General features: G+C 70.9%; 17 protein-coding genes. 6 read left to right on the top strand and 11 right to left on the bottom strand.

Annotated elements, in window-relative coordinates; genetic code table 11:
• The first annotated feature begins 144 nt into the window (after window positions 1-144).
• The 4 genes from ACGFIE_RS15280 to ACGFIE_RS15265 are packed head-to-tail and all read left to right on the top strand — an operon-like array spanning window position 145 to window position 3,546.
• Window positions 145-900: an amino acid ABC transporter ATP-binding protein gene (locus ACGFIE_RS15280; protein WP_393294822.1), complete on the top strand. Its 756-nt coding sequence runs from the start codon at window positions 145-147 to the stop codon at window positions 898-900.
• Window positions 901-956: 56 nt separating this feature from the next.
• Window positions 957-1,832: a glutamate ABC transporter substrate-binding protein gene (locus ACGFIE_RS15275; RefSeq protein ID WP_363690104.1), complete on the top strand. Its 876-nt coding sequence runs from the start codon at window positions 957-959 to the stop codon at window positions 1,830-1,832.
• Window positions 1,833-1,873: 41 nt separating this feature from the next.
• The gene (locus tag ACGFIE_RS15270; protein WP_363690102.1) at window positions 1,874-2,581 is read left to right on the top strand and encodes an amino acid ABC transporter permease; all 708 of its coding nucleotides are present in this window, start codon (window positions 1,874-1,876) and stop codon (window positions 2,579-2,581) included.
• Window positions 2,578-3,546, top strand: a complete 969-nt coding sequence (locus ACGFIE_RS15265) for an amino acid ABC transporter permease (RefSeq protein ID WP_393294820.1) — start codon at window positions 2,578-2,580, stop codon at window positions 3,544-3,546. Before ACGFIE_RS15270 ends, ACGFIE_RS15265 begins: the two co-directional genes overlap by 4 nt.
• 112 nt (window positions 3,547-3,658) lie before the next feature.
• On the opposite strand, the gene rny is transcribed toward ACGFIE_RS15265, so the two are convergent.
• From rny to ACGFIE_RS15210, 11 genes are all read right to left on the bottom strand, one after another.
• Complete coding sequence (gene rny, locus ACGFIE_RS15260) at window positions 3,659-5,425, bottom strand: ribonuclease Y (protein WP_393294818.1); 1,767 nt, start codon at window positions 5,423-5,425, stop codon at window positions 3,659-3,661.
• Window positions 5,426-6,043: 618 nt separating this feature from the next.
• Window positions 6,044-6,826, bottom strand: coding sequence for a 3-keto-5-aminohexanoate cleavage protein (locus ACGFIE_RS15255; RefSeq protein ID WP_393294816.1), 783 nt, complete (start codon window positions 6,824-6,826; stop codon window positions 6,044-6,046).
• 31 nt (window positions 6,827-6,857) lie between these two features.
• Window positions 6,858-7,553 (bottom strand): regulatory protein RecX, encoded by a 696-nt coding sequence (locus ACGFIE_RS15250; protein ID WP_393294814.1) that lies wholly within the window; start codon window positions 7,551-7,553, stop codon window positions 6,858-6,860.
• Window positions 7,554-7,567: 14 nt separating this feature from the next.
• Complete coding sequence (recA, locus tag ACGFIE_RS15245; protein ID WP_007456801.1) at window positions 7,568-8,614, bottom strand: recombinase RecA; 1,047 nt, start codon at window positions 8,612-8,614, stop codon at window positions 7,568-7,570.
• Between the two features lie 188 nt (window positions 8,615-8,802).
• Window positions 8,803-9,003 carry a DUF3046 domain-containing protein gene (locus tag ACGFIE_RS15240; protein ID WP_007456799.1) on the bottom strand — a complete coding sequence of 67 codons (201 nt, stop codon included), beginning with the start codon at window positions 9,001-9,003 and terminating at the stop codon, window positions 8,803-8,805.
• A gap of 4 nt (window positions 9,004-9,007) precedes the next feature.
• Window positions 9,008-10,366: an MFS transporter gene (locus tag ACGFIE_RS15235; protein ID WP_393294811.1), complete on the bottom strand. Its 1,359-nt coding sequence runs from the start codon at window positions 10,364-10,366 to the stop codon at window positions 9,008-9,010.
• 109 nt (window positions 10,367-10,475) lie between these two features.
• The gene (locus ACGFIE_RS15230) at window positions 10,476-10,646 is read right to left on the bottom strand and encodes a hypothetical protein (RefSeq protein ID WP_393294809.1); all 171 of its coding nucleotides are present in this window, start codon (window positions 10,644-10,646) and stop codon (window positions 10,476-10,478) included.
• Between the two features lie 194 nt (window positions 10,647-10,840).
• The gene (locus tag ACGFIE_RS15225) at window positions 10,841-12,445 is read right to left on the bottom strand and encodes an FAD-dependent oxidoreductase (RefSeq protein WP_393294807.1); all 1,605 of its coding nucleotides are present in this window, start codon (window positions 12,443-12,445) and stop codon (window positions 10,841-10,843) included.
• A gap of 159 nt (window positions 12,446-12,604) precedes the next feature.
• The gene (locus ACGFIE_RS15220; RefSeq protein WP_393294805.1) at window positions 12,605-13,309 is read right to left on the bottom strand and encodes a UdgX family uracil-DNA binding protein; all 705 of its coding nucleotides are present in this window, start codon (window positions 13,307-13,309) and stop codon (window positions 12,605-12,607) included.
• Window positions 13,310-13,358: 49 nt separating this feature from the next.
• Window positions 13,359-13,481, bottom strand: coding sequence for a hypothetical protein (locus tag ACGFIE_RS15215; RefSeq protein WP_363689031.1), 123 nt, complete (start codon window positions 13,479-13,481; stop codon window positions 13,359-13,361).
• A 90-nt stretch (window positions 13,482-13,571) separates the two neighbouring features.
• On the bottom strand, window positions 13,572-14,912 hold the full coding sequence (locus ACGFIE_RS15210; RefSeq protein WP_393294803.1) for an aminotransferase class I/II-fold pyridoxal phosphate-dependent enzyme: 1,341 nt from the start codon (window positions 14,910-14,912) through the stop codon (window positions 13,572-13,574).
• Window positions 14,913-14,946: 34 nt separating this feature from the next.
• Here ACGFIE_RS15210 and ACGFIE_RS15205 point away from each other — a divergent pair, with 34 nt between their 5' ends.
• Both ACGFIE_RS15205 and leuE read left to right on the top strand, forming a co-directional pair.
• Window positions 14,947-16,188, top strand: coding sequence for a bifunctional pyridoxamine 5'-phosphate oxidase family protein/GNAT family N-acetyltransferase (locus ACGFIE_RS15205; RefSeq protein ID WP_393294801.1), 1,242 nt, complete (start codon window positions 14,947-14,949; stop codon window positions 16,186-16,188).
• Window positions 16,188-16,859, top strand: a complete 672-nt coding sequence (gene leuE, locus ACGFIE_RS15200) for a leucine efflux protein LeuE (RefSeq protein WP_393294799.1) — start codon at window positions 16,188-16,190, stop codon at window positions 16,857-16,859. Before ACGFIE_RS15205 ends, leuE begins: the two co-directional genes overlap by 1 nt.
• Window position 16,860: the final 1 nt, after the last annotated feature.

Here is a 16,860-nt window from a genome sequence, read left to right as displayed (position 1 = left end):
GATGACCGAAATCGGACCCTCGACACCGATCGTGACCGGTGTTACCGCTCCGTGACCAACTGAGTTGCGTTCCGCCACAGCCCGCCGCCTACAGTTGCCCAACCAGGGGTCAACCGACCCCGATCCGGGGAGACGACAGGGACGGTGGACGACGTGACGACGGGCGAACCGCTCATCGTGCTGGACGCGGTCAACAAGTGGTTCGGGCCGCTGCACGTGCTGGACGACGTCTCGCTGTCGGTGGGTCGGGGCGAGGTGGTCGTGGTGATCGGCCCGTCCGGCTCCGGCAAGTCGACGCTGTGCCGCGCCATCAACCGACTGGAACCGATCAACTCCGGCACCATCACCTTCGACGGTCAGCCGCTGCCGGCCGAGGGCAAGGCCCTCGCGAAGCTGCGCAGCGAGGTGGGGATGGTCTTCCAGTCCTTCAACCTCTTCGCCCACAAGACCATCCTGGAGAACGTCACCCTCGGGCCGGTCAAGGTCCGCGGGGAGAAGCCCACCGCGGCGCGCGAGCGCGGCCTGGCCCTGCTCGACCGGGTCGGCATCGCCAACCAGGCGGACAAGTTCCCGGCCCAGCTCTCCGGTGGCCAGCAGCAGCGTGCGGCGATCGCCCGCGCCCTGGCCATGCAGCCCAAGGCGATGCTCTTCGACGAGCCGACAAGCGCGCTGGACCCGGAGATGGTCGGCGAGGTGCTGGACGTGATGACCTCGCTGGCCCGCGACGGCATGACCATGGTCGTGGTCACCCACGAGATGGGTTTCGCCCGGCACGCCGCCAACCGGGTCATCTTCATGGCCGACGGGCAACTGGTCGAGGACGCCCCACCGGCGGAGTTCTTCGCGAACCCGCGCAGCGAGCGGGCCCGCGACTTCCTCTCCAAGATCCTCACGCACTAGGCGTCCGTAGTGGAGCGCGCCGTACTCGGTGGGCTCCGTTGAAGAAGGAGAAGAGTATGCGTATCAAGCGCGTTGCGGCAGTCGCCGCGGTCGCCGCTCTGGCGCTCGGCCTCACCGCCTGTGGTGGCGACGACGACGGGGACTCCGGTGCTGGCAGCAAGTCCTTCGCCGCCGGCAGCACGATGGAGAAGCTGAACAAGGCCCAGAAGATCAAGGTCGGCACCAAGTTCGACCAGCCGGGCTTCGGCCAGAAGGGTCTGTCCGGCAAGCCGGAGGGCTTCGACGTCGAGATCGCCAAGATCATCGTCAAGGAGCTGGGCATCCCCGAGGACAAGATCGAGTACGTCGAGACGCCGTCGAAGGTCCGTGAGGACAAGATCGTGGACGGCAGCGTCGACCTGGTCGCCGCCACCTACACGATCAACGACAAGCGCAAGGAGCGCATCGCCTTCGCGGGCCCGTACTACGAGGCCGGCCAGAACATCCTGGTCAAGAAGGACGACGCGACGATCACCGGTCCGGACTCGTTCAAGGACGGCACCAAGAAGGTCTGCTCGGTCACCGGCTCGACGCCGGCCGAGACCATCAAGACGTACGTCAAGGACGTCGGCTCGCAGCTGGTGCTCTTCGACACGTACGACAAGTGCCGGGACGCGCTCAAGGGCGGCCAGGTCGACGCCGTCACCACCGACAACGTGATCCTCCTCGGCTACATCGCCAAGGACGAGGCGTCCTTCAAGCTGGCTGGCGCCAACTTCACCAAGGAGCCGTACGGCATCGGCGTGAAGAAGGAAGACGCCGACTTCCGCAGCTTCATCAACGACACCCTGGACAAGGCCGTCGCCGACGGTCGGTGGAAGAAGGCCTGGGACGACACCGCCGGCAAGTTCGGCGCGGAACTGGGCTCGGCGCCCACCATCAACCGCTACTGATCTGATCCTTCGATCTGGAGGGTGGGGAGGAACACCGACCCGTGAACGTGCTCATCGACAAGTTCGACGTCTTTGCGGGTGGTTTCTGGCTCACCCTCCAGATCTGCGTGCTCGCCGCGATCGGCGCCCTGATCCTGGGCGCGATCGTGGCGGTGCTCCGCATCTCGCCGGTGCCGCCGCTGCGCGCGCTCGGCACCGGCTACGTGAACGTCTTCCGCAACATGCCGCTGACCGTCGTGATGTTCTTCGCCGCGTTCGGTCTGCCGGCGCTCGGTTCCAACGCCGACTTCCTTCGCATTCCCGTCGTGGACGGGTTGTTCAAGCGGCTCGGCACCGATCTGCCGTACTTCCGCTTCGCCCTGATCGCCTTGGTGCTCTACACCGCGGCGTTCGTCTGCGAGGCGCTGCGCTCCGGGGTGAACGCGGTGCCGGCCGGGCAGGCCGAGGCCGCTCGCTCCCTCGGGCTCACCTTCAGCCAGAACCTGCGCTACGTGGTGCTGCCGCAGTCCTGGAAGGCATCCATCGTGCCGCTCGGCTCGGTGATCATCGCAATGATCAAAAACTCGGCACTGGTCGGCTTCTTCGGGGTGGTCGGTGACCTGTCACAGACCGCGGATCAGCTCACGTCGGCCGAGGGTTATGCCTTCATTCCCGTCGCAATCGGCATCTCGATCGGATACCTGATCATGACTGTGCCGCTCGGTGCCCTGCTGGACCGACTGGAGAAGCGACAGGCGGTGGCCCGGTGACCCAGCAGACCACAGTCCTCTACGACGTTCCCGGCCCGCGCCAGCGGCGGATCACGCTGATCAGCAGCCTGGTCGCCACCGTGGCGCTGCTGGTCGGGGCCTACTTCCTGATCTACCGGCCGCTTGACGACAAGGGTCAGCTCTCGATGGAGCTGTGGGGGCCGTTGATCGACCCCTCCAACGAGAACTTCTCCCAGGTGTGGGACCGGATCGGCCACGGCTTCAAGAACACCCTGATCGCGGCCGCGCTGGCCATCGTCGCCTCCCTGGTGGTGGGCACCCTGCTGGCCGTACTGCGGATCCAGCTCAAGAGCCTCACCCGGCGGCGGTTCACCGGGCTGGCCACGCCCGTGTCGTACCTGCTCCGCGGGGCGAGCCTGCTGCTCTCGGCGCTCACCCGAGTCTGCGTCGAGGTGTTCCGCGGCCTGCCGGTCGTCATCACCATCTTCTTCGTGGCCCGCGGCTTCCCCGAGTTCGGCATCTCGTTCGACACCCTCTGGTACCTGGTGATCGGCCTGACCATCTACAACTCGGTGGTCATCGCCGAGATCCTCCGCTCCGGCATGGAGGGTCTGCCCGGCGGTCAGGCGGAGGCCGCGGCTGCCATCGGGTTGTCCCCCGCGCAGACCACCCGGATGATCCTGCTGCCACAGTCGTTCCGGATCATGCTGCCGGCGCTGATCAGCCAGTTGGTCGTGGTGCTCAAGGACACCTCGCTGGGGTTCATCATCAGCTACGAAGAGACCTTGAACATCGGCAAGCAGATCATCGGCGTGCTGGGCAACCCGATCCAGGTGTACGTCGTCATCGCCGTGCTCTTCATCGCGGTGAACTACTCGCTGTCGAAGCTCGCCCAGTACATCCAGCGGCGGCTCGCCCGGGGCCGCAAGACCGCGGGCACCCCGGCGCAGAACCCGCCGCCGGCGGCACTGATGTCCCAGGCCGAGGGCACCGGCGGCATCTGACACCCAGATCGACAAGAGTTCGCTGATATCGGGGTATCACCGGCGACGGGATACCCCGATATCGCGGAAAACGTGTCGATCATGGGCTCGCGCCGAGCGGCGCGGGCCGGAGTCAGCGGGCGATCTCGGTGACTCGGGACTCGCGGACCACCGTGACGCGGATCTGACCCGGGTAGGTCAGCTCCTCCTCGATCTGCTTCGCCACGTCGCGGGCCAGCACGGCCGCCCCGATGTCGTCCACGTCGTCCGGCTTGACCATCACCCGGATCTCCCGGCCGGCCTGCATGGCGAACACCTTGTCGACACCGAGTTTCCCGGCCGCGATCTCCTCGATCCGCTCCAGCCGCTTGACGTACGCCTCCAGGCTCTCCCGACGCGCGCCCGGCCGACCGCCGGAACAGGCGTCGGAGGCCTGGGTGAGCACGGCCTCGATCGTCTGCGGCGGAACCTCGTTGTGATGCGCCTCGATGGCGTGCACCACGTCCTCGTGCTCGCCGTACTTGCGGGCCAGGTCGGCGCCGATGATGGCGTGGCTGCCCTCGACCTCGTGGGTGAGCGCCTTGCCGATGTCGTGCAGGAACGCCGACCGCTTGATCGTGGGCACGTCCAGCCGCAGTTCGGCGGCCATGATGCCGGCGATGTGCGCGGTCTCGACCAGGTGCTTGAGCACGTTCTGCCCGTACGAGGTGCGGTAACGCAGCCGGCCCAGCAGGCTCACCAGCTCCGGGTGGATCTCGGTGATGCCGACCTCGACGAGGGCGTCCTCGGCGGCGCGGAGGCAGAGCTGCTCCACCTCCTGGCGGGCCAGGTCGTAGACCTCCTCGATCCGGTGCGGGTGGATCCGCCCGTCGAGCACCAGCTTCTCCAGCGTGAGCCGGCCGACCTCCCGGCGCACCGGGTCGAAGCAGGACAGCAGCACCGCCTCGGGGGTGTCGTCGATGATCAGGTTGACCCCGGTCACCGACTCGAAGGCGCGGATGTTGCGCCCCTCCCGGCCGATGATGCGGCCCTTCATCTCGTCGCCGGGCAGGTGCAGGACGCTGACCACGCTCTCGGCGGTCTGCTCGCTGGCCACCCGCTGGATAGCGTCCACCACGATGTGTCGGGCCCGCTGCTCGGCGGTGTTGCGCGCGTCGGACTCGATGTCGCGCACCAGCAGCGCGGCCTCCCGCTTGGCGGACGTCTCGATCGCGTCGATCAACTCCAGTCGGGCCGAGTCGGCGGTGAGACCTGCCACCCGCTCCAGCTCCCGACGGCGCAGCTCCTCGGCCTCGGCCAGCTCGGTCTCACGCTGGACGAGCGCGGACTCCCGGGCCGCGAGGGCGGCGCTCGCGGCGGTGAGCTGCCGCTCCCGTTCGGCGAACCGCTCCACCTCCTCGGTGTGCAGCCGCTCCCGCTCGTCCATCCGGGCCGCCCGGCGCTCCACCTCAGCGGCCTGCTCCCGGGTCGTGGCGGCGAGCACCGCGACCTCCCGCTCGCCGCTGCGTCGCGCAGCCGTACGCAGCTGCTCGGCGTCAGCCTCGGCCTGCTTGTGCGCCCGCTCCAGCACGGTGTCCGCCTCGGCGCGGGCGTCGTCGAGCACCCGCCGGGCCTCGGCCCGGGCCGCCTTCGCCTCGGCCTTCGCCGCCGCCGCCTCGGCACGCGCCGCGGAGGCGGCGGACTTCGCCACGTCGATCGTGCTGTTCGCCTGGTCCGCGGCGTTACGCAGGGCGGCCAGGGACTGCTCCTGACGGTCCTTCTCCGCGATGAAGGCGGGATCCTCCGGGGCCGGCGCCGTGCCCATCCGGCGCAGTGTCCGAATGCCGACCAGCACCGCCCCGACCACGACCACCGCGAGGATCAGGACGGCCGCGAGGAGCACGACGTCGAGGGCGTTCATGCCGGAACCCCGTGAGGTCTACCGGTGAACCTGTGCCGCCGCCCCGCCATGGCCGCCTCCCCTGAACGTCGAGACCGCAGCGACCGTGCCCGAGGCACACTCCTGCGGCTGTGGACGCCCGACCGGAGCGGCTGGCCGTGGATAGCTCTCTCCGCCGGCGGTGCCCTCGGGCATCGTCGGCGACCGGGTGCAGTTGTCGCGGAGCGCCGGACCGGCCAGTCCGGAACTGCCGCCAAAGGCCGCGGAGTCGGCCAAAGTGATGCTGTTCTGTTACGAGATCTATGTTGTGCGCTTAGCCTGCGCTGGTCGGGCAATGTGAGCCTGTATGGCGAGGCTAGGTCGCCGAGGGTGGTCTGGTCAAGGACTCATGATCAAACCCCCCGAACGGAGCGAAGTTGTAGCGTCACCCAACGCTGATGTCGTTGCGGACAACGGGGGACAAACGCGGCGAGCTGACGGGCGTCGATCCGGATGTCGTACCTGTTCAGCGACGAGGACGCCATCCGCCGAGCCGACTGTGTGACAACAGTGACCCGGGTTCGGCAACAACCGCGCGACGCGCCGTGACCCACTTCAAGATCGTGCTCGATCCTGGATCGGGCGAAGGACGCCAGCAGCTCAGCCAGCGCCGGCCGCCAGCGCGGCGCTCACCAGCGCGGCGTTGCCCGGTGTCGGTGCGCCGTCGGGCAACAGGAGCGTGTCCTCCAGCCCGATCCGAGTGTGCAGCCCACGGCTGACCGCCTCGGCGAGCACCGCCCAGGTTGCCGGACCCTCGGCGTGCAGCAGCACCGGCGGGCCGATCCCCACTGACCGCGCCTCCGGCGCCGAAGCGGCGGGGACCCCCGTCGACGGTGGCGCGGCGGGCAGCCCCGTGGACGGCGGCTGTAGCGCGGCGAGGATCCGCGCCGCATCGGCCAACGCGACAGGCGCCGCATCGGCCATGCACTCGACGAGGATCCGGCCGACCGGCACCCGCCAGGACCGGTACGCCTCGACGGCGTCGAGTGTCCAGAGCCCCACCTCGACAAGCACACCGCGCTCGTGCAGCGCGGAGGCCACCGCCTCGGCGCCGGGCTCGTGCGCGTTGACGGAGGCGAAGTCGGGCAGCACCGGCCAGGCCCGGACGGCGGCCACCCGGGCTGCCGGATCCGGTTCGATCCAGGCGCCGGTGCTCACCCCCACCGGCAGCCCCGGACGGGCCGCACGGATCGCGGTCAGCGCGTCGGCGATCACCGCCGGGCGCAGCGACTCGACGCCTGCCGCGTCCCGGGGATGGACGTGCACGGCCGCGACGCCCAGCGCGGCGCAGCGGGCCGCGTCGGCGGCCAACTCCCTCGGGGTCACCGGCACGGCCGGATGGGCCGCACGGCTGCGCTGGCCGTTCAGACACGCCTTCAGCATCGGGTCACCCCCATCGCACCCGTCGCGCCGCTCAGTCGAGCGGACGGTTGTCGCGCTCCAGATCGCCCTCGGCGTCGGCGAGCGCGTCGGCGTCGATCTGCTCGGCGAACTCGGCCGCCTCGGCGCTCTGCGCGGCGAGCGCGTCCTTCACCGCGCGGATGGCCACGCCGGGCGGATAGCCCTTGCGGGCCAGCATCCCGACCAGGCGGCGGAAGACCGCGTCGGGCTCACCCCGGGCGGTACGCAGTTTGCGGTCCACCAGAGCGCGGGCGGTCGCCGCCTCGGTCTCCTCGTCCAGCTCGCCCAGCGCCTCGGTGGCCACCTCACCGTCGACGCCCTTTCGGCGCAGCTCGTTGGCGAGCGCCCGACGGGCCAGGCCGCGACCGGTGTGCCGGCTGGACACCCAGGCGCGGGCGAACGCGGCGTCGTCGATGATGCCGACCTCGTCGTAGCGGTCGAGCACCTCGGCCGAGACCTCTTCGGAGATGCCCCGCTTGGCCAACGCATCGGCCAGCTCGGCCCGGGTACGGGGTCGGACGGCGAGCTGGCGCAGGCAGATCTCGCGAGCCACCTCCGACTCGTCACGAGGCGGGGACTGCGGCTCGTCGCTCTGCTGCTGCTCGGCCCCCCGGCGACCCCGGCGAGGGCGGGGAGGATCGGTGGCGTCGCCCGTACGGGATGGGCTGGCATCCCAGCCCCGTCCCGTACGGGCGCGTCGTCCTGCCACTGGTCAGCGACCGATCAGAAGTCGACAGGCGGCAGCTCCGGGCCACCGGCGGCGTCACCCGCGCCGACCCCGACGCCGAGCTTCTCCAGGATCTTCTTCTCGATCTCGGCGGCCACGTCCGGGTTTTCCTTCAGGAACTCCCGGGCCTTCTCCTTGCCCTGGCCGAGCTGGTCGCCGTCGTACGTGTACCACGCTCCGGACTTGCGGATGATCGCCTGCTCCACGCCGACGTCGATAAGCGAGCCCTCACGCGAGATGCCCTTGCCGTACATGATGTCGAACTCGGCCTGCTTGAACGGCGCGGCGACCTTGTTCTTCACGACCTTGACCCGGGTGCGGTTACCGACCACGTCGGTGCCGTCCTTGAGGCTCTCGATGCGTCGCACGTCGAGCCGGACCGAGGCGTAGAACTTCAGCGCCCGACCACCGGTGGTGGTCTCCGGGCTGCCGAACATGACGCCGATCTTTTCGCGCAGCTGGTTGATGAAGATCGCCGTGGTGCCGGTGTTGCTGAGCACACCGGTGATCTTCCGGAGTGCCTGGCTCATCAGCCGGGCCTGGAGGCCCACGTGGCTGTCGCCCATCTCGCCCTCGATCTCGGCGCGCGGCACGAGGGCCGCCACCGAGTCGATCACGATGATGTCCAGAGCGCCGGAACGGATCAGCATGTCCGCGATTTCCAGCGCCTGCTCGCCCGTGTCCGGCTGCGAGACCAGCATCGCGTCGGTGTCGACGCCCAGGGCCTTCGCGTACTCCGGGTCGAGCGCGTGCTCGGCGTCGATGAAGGCGGCGATGCCGCCGTTGCGTTGGGCGTTGGCCACCGCGTGCAGAGCCACAGTCGTCTTACCGCTGGACTCCGGGCCGTAGATCTCGACCACCCGGCCACGGGGCAGACCACCGATGCCCAGCGCCACGTCGAGCGCGATGGACCCGGTCGGAATGATCGCGGTCTGGACAACCGGCCGGTCGCCCAGCCGCATCACCGAGCCCTTGCCGAATTGCTTGTCAATCTGAGCGAGAGCAAGGTCGAGCGCCTTCTCCCGGTCAGGACCTGCTGCCATCGTTGCCACCCCTGCCTTCGCCGGCGTCTTTCCTGCTGAGCTTCTCGTCACGCGAGACACGCTAGGCGCTGGGTCCGACAGAAAACCAGCCGACGGGCCGCGAGCTGTGGACGAGCACCCCGCTGTGGACAATAGCCGAACAGGTGTACGACTCGACAAGCGACACGCGGAACCGGCGAGAAGGCTGCTCAGCGTAGTCGGGCGGGCACGCGGTCGGGGTACGCGGCGCAGACCGCCCGCCACACCACGTGCGTCTGCTCCCCCGACGACAGCGCCTGCTCGATGGTCCGCCCATGGAGCTGGGACAGCACCTGGTCGCGGGCGATGCTGGCCGCGTAGCCCGGCCCGAACGCCTCCTCCAGCCGCGCCCAGAAGTCCGTCAGCCGCACGTGATCAACCCTCCTCGCCCGGTGCCCCCGTCGGCACCGGGCGCAACGCTAGCGCCACCAGGGGCACTGTCGCGACCGCCGCGAGCAGGGTGAGCACCGGATAACCGGCGAGCTGCATGACAAACCCGCTGAGCACCGCGGCGCTGGCCCCCGCCAACCCCATGATCAGGTCGGAGAACCCCTGGACGCTGGGCCGCACACCTGCCGACACCGACTCGGAGAGCAGCGTCGAGCCGGCCACCATCGTCCCCGACCAGCCCAGCCCGAGCAGGACCAGACCGACCGAGAGCCGGGGCGTGTGGTGCCCGGCGGTGCCGGCGACCGCGCAGGCGGCCAGCAGCAGCCCGACCCCACCGAGGATCACCGCCCGCCGGCCGAGCCGGTCGGTGAGCCAGCCCACCACCGGGGAGAACGCGTACATGCCGGCGATGTGCAGGCTCAACACGATCCCGACCAGCCGCAGCACGTCGGCGTCGGCGTGCGACTCACCGAGCCGGACCGGGGTCATCGCCATCACCGCCACCATCACCAGGTGACCGATCGCCACGGCGGCGATGCCGAGTCGGGCGGCGGGCTGTCCGCGTACCACAGACCAGGCCAGCCGCATGCCGGCGCCGCGCGGCGCGCGCACCTTGACCGGCGCGGCGGCCGGCGTCGCGCCGCCACCTGCCGCCGGCGCCTCGGCCGCCACGGCGGTCGCCGGCGCGTCGGCCGACGCGAGCCGCCGCGCCGTGAGCAGCGGGTCGGGCCGGAGCAACCCGAGGAGTACGACGGCAGCCAGCACGAACGCGGCAGCGCTGAACGCGAACGGGCCGGCCAGCGGGGGCAGCCCCCAGCCGGTGGTGACCCGGTCGGCCAGGGCGGCGAAGTTCGGCGCGGCCACCGCCCCGATGGTGGTGGCCCAGACGATCAGGGAGAGCTGGCGCCCTCGGCGGGCCGGCTCGGCGAGGTCCACCGCCGTGTAACGGGCCTGCAGGTTCGCTGCGGTGCCACCGCCGAAGAGCAGCATGCCCAGAAAGAGCAGCGGCACCGAGCGGGTGGCAGCCGCCAGCACCACCAGGACGCCACCGACGGCGCCCACCGCGTACGCCAGCACCAGGCCGGGACGACGGCCGTGCCTCGTCATGATCCGGGTGACCGGGACGGCGAGCAGCGCCGCACCGACCACTCCGGCGCTCTGCGCGACGCCCGCCACCGCGGTGCCGGCGACGCGGGCGGCGAGCAACGCGCCGACGGAGATGCCGATCGTCACACCGATGCCGCCGATGATCTGGGTGGTGAAGAGCAGCCGCAGGGTACGCCGCTGGATCGACGCGACGTCGGGCTGGGCGGCGGTACGCGGCGCGGTCAGGTCGGTCGCCATCGGCGCTCCTGTCGGAAGGGGGTGACTCATCCTCGCGCACCCGAACCGACAAGCGGCAGTGGGTTTTGCCGACAGCCGAACAGACGACCGGATCGCCCTCACCCCGCGATCATGGTGTTCCCGGCGGGTTGGGCGGGGCCAGCAGGGACGCCAGCCGACGGGTCCGGGTCAGGGTGATCGCGGCGACGGTCCCGCTGACCGCGGCAACAAGGCCGAAGACCACCGCGAAGCCCTCGTTGTCCGCCCCGAGCAGAGCGAGCAGGACCAGCCCGAGGCACACACCCAGGACAAGCAGCAGCGCCGCCCAGGTGGCGCGCCGCTGCCGGGCGCACCCGCACGACGCTCCTCGTTGTCAACATCCATCGACGCCCGTTACCCACCCTGGCGATCCGCCACGCACTGTCAATCTTGGACAGTTTCCGTTACGGCGTAACGGAAACTGTCCAAGATCTGGACGGCGTACGGCGTTGTCGATCAGCCCGCCATCACCCGCTGGTGCAGCGCGGACACCGCCGAACGGGCCGCCACGAACGCGCCGTGCTGCCAGGCCACCTCGTGGCTCAGCCAGTCCCCGGCGAAGTAGACCCGTCCGGCCGGTTGGAGCAGCAGGTTGTATCCGGCCGTGCCGTAGCGGGGCGAGGTCCAGGCGCCCTCGATGTAGGGGGTGCGGTCCCAGGCGTGGGAGTACGAGGTGACCAGCTCGCTGCGGTACTTGTCGCCGTGGATCTTCACGCCCTGGCTGACCGCCCGCTCCCGGCGCTGCTCGGGGGTGAGCCCGCTGTACGTCCTGGCGTTCGCCCCGGTGTTGTAGTAGCCGACGACAAGGCCGCGCTTGCCGTGGAAGCCGTAGGACGGGTACCAGATGTGCGACAGGTCCAGATCGGTCTCGGTGATGCCGCCGTAGATCCGCTGGTCGGTCTCCCACCAGCGGCTGCGGTACTCCAGGCCGATCTTGCCGGCGGCGGTGACCGGGAAGTCGGCCAGGGCGGCGGTCACCCCGGCGCCGAGGTTGTGTGGCACGCGGGCCATCAGGTGCGGCGGCAGCGCGGCCACGCAGTAGTCGGCGGTGATCTGCGACTGCCGGCCGCCCTGCCGGTAGGTCACCTCGACGCGGCTGCCCCGGTCGGTCACGCCTGTCACCTCGGCGTCGAGTCGGATCCGGTGCCCGCCCACGGCCTTGGCGAGGGCACGTGGGATCTGGTCCATCCCCCCGACCGGCTGGAACATCAGCATGGCCTGGTCGTAGCCGAACTCGAAGGAGAAGTACCGGCCCACGTTGCTCGCGAAGACGTCGGACAGCGCGGGCGGCGCGCCGAGCAGCGTTCCCACCTCGTTCCCGGCGCCGGGGTACGCGGAGAAGCCGCGACGGTTGGTCCCGGCGTACGCCCAGTCGCTGGTACGTCCACCGATCGCGCCGAAGCTCTGCAGGAACGACAGCAGCCGGTCCCGGTCCTCGGTGGTGAGCCGCGCGTCCAGCGCGCCCTGGTCGGTGGCCTTCGCGAGCAGCTCCGAGACGTAGCCGTACACGTCGGCCTTGGCGGTGCGGTAGCGGATCGGCTCGGTCATCCCGGCGGACTCGTTGTAGATCCAGGCGTCGGCGTTCTGGTTGGTGAAGACCTCGATGGGTACGCCGAGTTCCCGGCAGTAGTCCATGGTGACCATCCACTGTGCGATCCGGCCCGGGCCGGCGTTGAAGTAGACGCCGTCGGAGAAGCCGGCCCGCTGGGTGTGCCCGTCGAGGTCGGTCTCGACGTCGCCGCCACGGATGGTCAGGTTCCGTCCGCCGACGCGGTGCCGCGCCTCCAGGATCGTGCAGTGGTAGCCCGCCTTGCCCAGCTCGTACGCGGTGGTGAGCCCCGCGATGCCACCGCCGAGCACGACGACGCTGGCTCCCGCCCGCCCGGTCAGGGTGAAGTCGGACCGCTCGGGCGCCCGGAACGCCGGTGTCACCGACGCGGCGGCGCTGGGCGCGAGACCCATGGCTCCCATCGTGGCGAGCATCGCACCGGCACCGCCGCTGACCCCGACCGCGCGCAGGAACCCGCGCCGGCTCACCGTCGACTGCGTCTGATCGCTCATGAACGCCTCCCCTACAAGATCGACTCACGTGAGTCTGCAGAGGACCTGTTACGTGGATCTCGCAACGCCGTTTCCGGCAGGTATCGCCTCCCGGCCCGCCGGTCGCGGCGGTTTCCGACAGGCACGACGCTCAGGTCAGCGGGGGTACGCCGAGCACGGTCAGCCGGCGAGGGCGCGGGCCGCCACGGTGAGGTCGGCGACGAGACCCTCGTACGCCTTGTCCTGGTCGTCTGCGCGCAGCACGGCGGACGGGTGGATGGTCGCCAGTAGCCGGGCCGGCGGGGCGTCGGCCCGCTCTCCGGCGCTGTCCACCGGCACCTGGATGAAGTCCTCCGGGTGCTGGGCGGACGCGGGCCAGGGCAGCAGCTCGCCGCGCTGTCTCGTCACCCGGAAGGACGGGCCGAGCAACGCCTTCGCGGCGGTCGCGCCGAGCACCACGACGATCTCCGGGTCGAGCCGGGCGAACTCGGCGACCAGCCATGGCCGGCAGGCGGTGATGTGCACCCGGTCCGGGGTCTGGTGGATGCGCCGCTTGCCACGCAGCTCGAAACGGAAGTGCTTCACCGCGTTGGTCAGGTAGATCTGCGCGGGGTCGAGCCCGGCGTCGTCGACGGCCTTGCGCAACAGCCGACCGGCGGGACCGACGAACGGCAGGCCCTTCTGGTCCTCCATGTCGCCGGGCTGCTCCCCGACGAGCACCACGCGGGCGCTTTCGTCGCCCCGGCCGAAGACGGTCTGCGTGGCGTCCCGATACAGCTCGCAGCCCCGACAACCGCCCGCTGCCGTGCGCAGCTCGGCGATGGTGTCGGCGCCGGGCGGGATGAAGCGCTGCGCGCCGGGAGCGTTGTCGGTCTGCTCGGCCATGCCGACTGTTATATACCCGTTCGATATCGCCTGCCGGGTACGTCCCGCGTCAGTACCCGTTGCCGCCCCCGCCGCCGCCGCAGGACGCGATGGCGATCAGCACGATGATGATCACGATGATGGCGACCGCGATCGCGATCCACAGTCCCCTACGGTTTCCGTTTGCAGCCATGGTCAGGCACCTCCGGCGGCCCGCATACCCATCCCACTCGCTCCGAATCGTCGCGATTCACCCTTTTACCGAAGGAAGGTTCGCGGCAGGTCAGGTGGCGAAGCCCGACGGAGGGGAGGGATCGACGGCGCGGGCCAGCGCGACGGCCAGCGGGGTCAACTCCTCGACGGCCAGCGAACTGACGGTGATGCGCAGGGCGGGCGGGGCGGCGATCCGGTAGAGGGCGCCGGGCGCCACCGCCCAGCCGGCGTCCCGCAACGCGGTGACCGCGCTGGTCTCGTCCGGCACCGGCAGCCAGACGTTGATGCCGCTGCGGCCGTGCGCGGTCAGGCCGTGCGCGGCGAGCGCCTCGATCAGGCCCTCGCGCCGCAGCTCGTAGCTCTGCGCCGCCCGTCGCACCAGTTCGTCGACAGCCTGGTCCCGCCAGAGGGCGAGCACCAGCCGTTGCAGAACTGTGGACACCCAGCCGGCGCCGACCCGCGTCCGGCCGGTCACCCGGGCCACCGTGGTCTCGTCGCCGGCCAGCACCGCCAGCCGCAGGTCCGGACCGAAGGGCTTGCTCACCGACCGCACGAAGGCCCAGCTTCCGGTCACGCCGGCCAGCGGGTGCAGGGGTACGCGGGCCAGCTCGGCGGCGTGGTCGTCCTCGATGAGCAGCAGGTCCCGCCGGCCGGCGAGCAGCGCGCGCAGCTCCTCGGCGCGGGCGGCGGAGACGGCGGCGCCCGTCGGGTTCTGCGCCCGGCTGGTGACCACAAGTGCCCGCGCTCCGGCGGTCAGCGCGGCCGCCACGCCGGCCACCAGTGGACCGTCGTCGTCCAGCGGCACGCCGATCGGCCGTAGCCCGAGGGCGGCGACCAGGTCGAGCAGGTTGGCCCAACCGGGATCCTCCACCGCCACCGCGTCGCCGGGACGCAGGTGGGCGCCGAGCAGCCGTTCGATGCCGTCCAGCGCGCCGCCGGTCAGGGTGAGGTCCCCGACGGGCACGCCGTCGGCGCTCAACCGGGCACGGGCGGCCTCGGCCAGCTCCGGAAGCACGCCGGCCTGCGAGTAGCCGACCGGTGGACCGGCGTCGGCGGCCATGGCGGCCAGGTGCCTGCCGATCGGGGGCAGCAGCCGGGGGTCGGGCTCACCCCGGGACAGGTCGCGGGCACCGGGCAGCGGCGCGGGGCGCAGCGCGGAGCGGCGGGCGGCCACCGGCGGGCGCGGGCGGACGCGGGTGCCGTGCCGGCCGGCGGTGGACAGCACCCCACGCTGGCGCAGCTCCTGGTAGGCGCGGGCCACGGTGGCAGGGCTGACGCCCAACTCGGCGGCGAGGGCCCGCACCGGCGGCAGGGCGGCACCTGGTGACAGCGCGCCGGTACGGATGCCCGACTCGATGCTTGCCGAAATCGCGACGGCCGTCGTCCCACTCAACTGATAGCGTGCTGACACAAACAAGAGATTGTACTAGAACAAAGGGGCGTCGATGTACCCACCCACCGCCCGGACCACCCCCACCCGCTCGCGCGACCGGATGAGTTACGACCGCGAGGCGGCACACGCCGTGCTCGACGAGGCGTACCACTGCGCGCTCGGCTTCACAGTCGACGGCGAGCCCCGGGTGCTCCCCACCCTGCACGTCCGTATCGGTGACACCCTCTACCTGCACGGGTCCACCGGCAGCCGGCCGCTGCTCGCCGCCCGGGGCGACGGGCTGGAAGTCTGCGTCACGGTGACACTGCTCGACGGGCTGGTCTACGCCCGCTCGCAGTTCCACCACAGCGCCAACTACCGCTCGGTGGTGGCGCTCGGCACCGCCCACCTGGTCACCGACGAGCGTGAGAAGAGCGCCATGCTCACCGCGCTCGTCGAGAAGGTGGGCGCGGGGCGCAGCGCGGACAGCCGCCCGCCGAACCGCCGCGAACTGGCCGAGACCGCCGTGCTGGCGCTGCCGCTGCGCGAGGTGTCCGTCCGGTCCCGCACCGGCGGGGTCCGCGAGGACGAGGCAGACCTGCACCTGCCGCACTGGGCCGGCGTACTGCCGCTGCGGCTGACCGCCGGCCTGCCGCAACCCGCCGCCGGGGTCACCGCGCCGCTGCCGGCGTACCTGCGGTCGGCGCACACGCCCTGGCACGACCCGGCCCCGCTGCGCGGCGAGCACGTCCTGCTGGAGCCGCTCGCCCCGAGCCACGCCGAAGATCTGTACGCCGCCACCACCGACCCAGAGGTGTGGCAGCACCTCGGTGGGCGGCAACCGGTCGACGCGACCGAGATGGGTAACGTCATCGAGGCCTACCTGAGCGCATGCCACCGCGGCGAGCGGGTGCCCTGGGTGCAGCGGTGCGCGGTGACCGGGGCGGTCGTCGGCACCACGTCCTACTACGAGATCGACCCGGAGCGGCGGTCGGTGGGGATCGGGCACACCTGGCTCGGCCGACCGTGGTGGCGTACCGGGATCAACACCGAGGCCAAGCTGCTGCTGCTCGGACGGGCCTTCGACGACCTGGGCGCGGTGCGGGTCGTCTGGCACACCGACATCCGCAACGCTCGCTCCCAGGCCGCCATCGAGCGACTCGGCGCGACCCGGGAGGGTGTGCTGCGGATGCACCGGCAACGCCCCGACGGCTCGTGGCGGGACACCGTGCAGTACTCGATGACAGTCGACGAGTGGCCGAACGCACAGGCCAGGCTGCGAGAAAGACTTCTGCGGACGGCACCGGTGGCGTGATGATGGCGGGCGTGCTGGGGATCACCGACATCTGGACGTACGTGCTGGGCACCGTGGCCATCATCCTGCTGCCCGGGCCGAACTCGCTCTTCGTGCTCTCCACCGCCGCCAAGCGGGGTGTGGGCGTCGGCTACCGGGCCGCGGGCGGGGTGTTCGTCGGCGACGGGGTCCTGATGATCCTCTCCGCCGCCGGGGTGGCGTCACTGCTCAAGGCGTACCCTCCGCTGTTCCTGGTGATCAAGTACGCCGGTGCCGCGTACCTCGGTTATGTCGGGGTGACCATGCTGGTCGGTGCCGCGCGGCGCTGGCGCGACCGCAACGACCCGGGCACGCCGCGGCTCATCGACGCCGCGGAGCCGGCGCAGATGCGCAGCCCGTTCCGCAAGGCGCTGGTGATCAGCCTGCTGAACCCGAAGGCGATCCTGTTCTTCATCTCGTTCTTCATCCAGTTCGTCGACCCCGACTACGCCTGGCCGGCGCTGTCGTTCCTGCTGCTCGGCCTGATCGCCCAGGTCACCAGCGCGCTCTACCTGACCGCGCTGATCTTCGCGGGCACGTTCCTGGCCACCCAGTTCCGCAGGCGTCGCCGCCTCGCCGTGGGCGGCACCACCGCCGTGGCGGCCCTCTTCCTCGCCTTCAGCCTCAAGCTCGCCACCGCCAGCGCCGGCTGAC

Origin of the sequence: Micromonospora sp. NPDC049275 (assembly GCF_043197115.1) — a bacterium.
In the GTDB taxonomy this organism is placed as follows: domain Bacteria; phylum Actinomycetota; class Actinomycetes; order Mycobacteriales; family Micromonosporaceae; genus Micromonospora.
This window is presented reverse-complemented; position numbering and strand designations above follow the sequence as displayed.

Coding starts and splice junctions, on each gene's coding strand:
- ACGFIE_RS15275 (WP_363690104.1), top strand. CDS start 957: ATGCGTATCAAGCGCGTTGCGGCAGTCGCCGCGGTCGCCGCTCTGGCG.
- rny (WP_393294818.1), bottom strand. CDS start 5,425: ATGAACGCCCTCGACGTCGTGCTCCTCGCGGCCGTCCTGATCCTCGCG.
- ACGFIE_RS15255 (WP_393294816.1), bottom strand. CDS start 6,826: ATGCTGAAGGCGTGTCTGAACGGCCAGCGCAGCCGTGCGGCCCATCCG.
- recA (WP_007456801.1), bottom strand. CDS start 8,614: ATGGCAGCAGGTCCTGACCGGGAGAAGGCGCTCGACCTTGCTCTCGCT.
- ACGFIE_RS15235 (WP_393294811.1), bottom strand. CDS start 10,366: ATGGCGACCGACCTGACCGCGCCGCGTACCGCCGCCCAGCCCGACGTC.
- ACGFIE_RS15225 (WP_393294807.1), bottom strand. CDS start 12,445: ATGAGCGATCAGACGCAGTCGACGGTGAGCCGGCGCGGGTTCCTGCGC.
- ACGFIE_RS15220 (WP_393294805.1), bottom strand. CDS start 13,309: ATGGCCGAGCAGACCGACAACGCTCCCGGCGCGCAGCGCTTCATCCCG.
- ACGFIE_RS15215 (WP_363689031.1), bottom strand. CDS start 13,481: ATGGCTGCAAACGGAAACCGTAGGGGACTGTGGATCGCGATCGCGGTC.
- ACGFIE_RS15205 (WP_393294801.1), top strand. CDS start 14,947: ATGTACCCACCCACCGCCCGGACCACCCCCACCCGCTCGCGCGACCGG.
- leuE (WP_393294799.1), top strand. CDS start 16,188: ATGATGGCGGGCGTGCTGGGGATCACCGACATCTGGACGTACGTGCTG.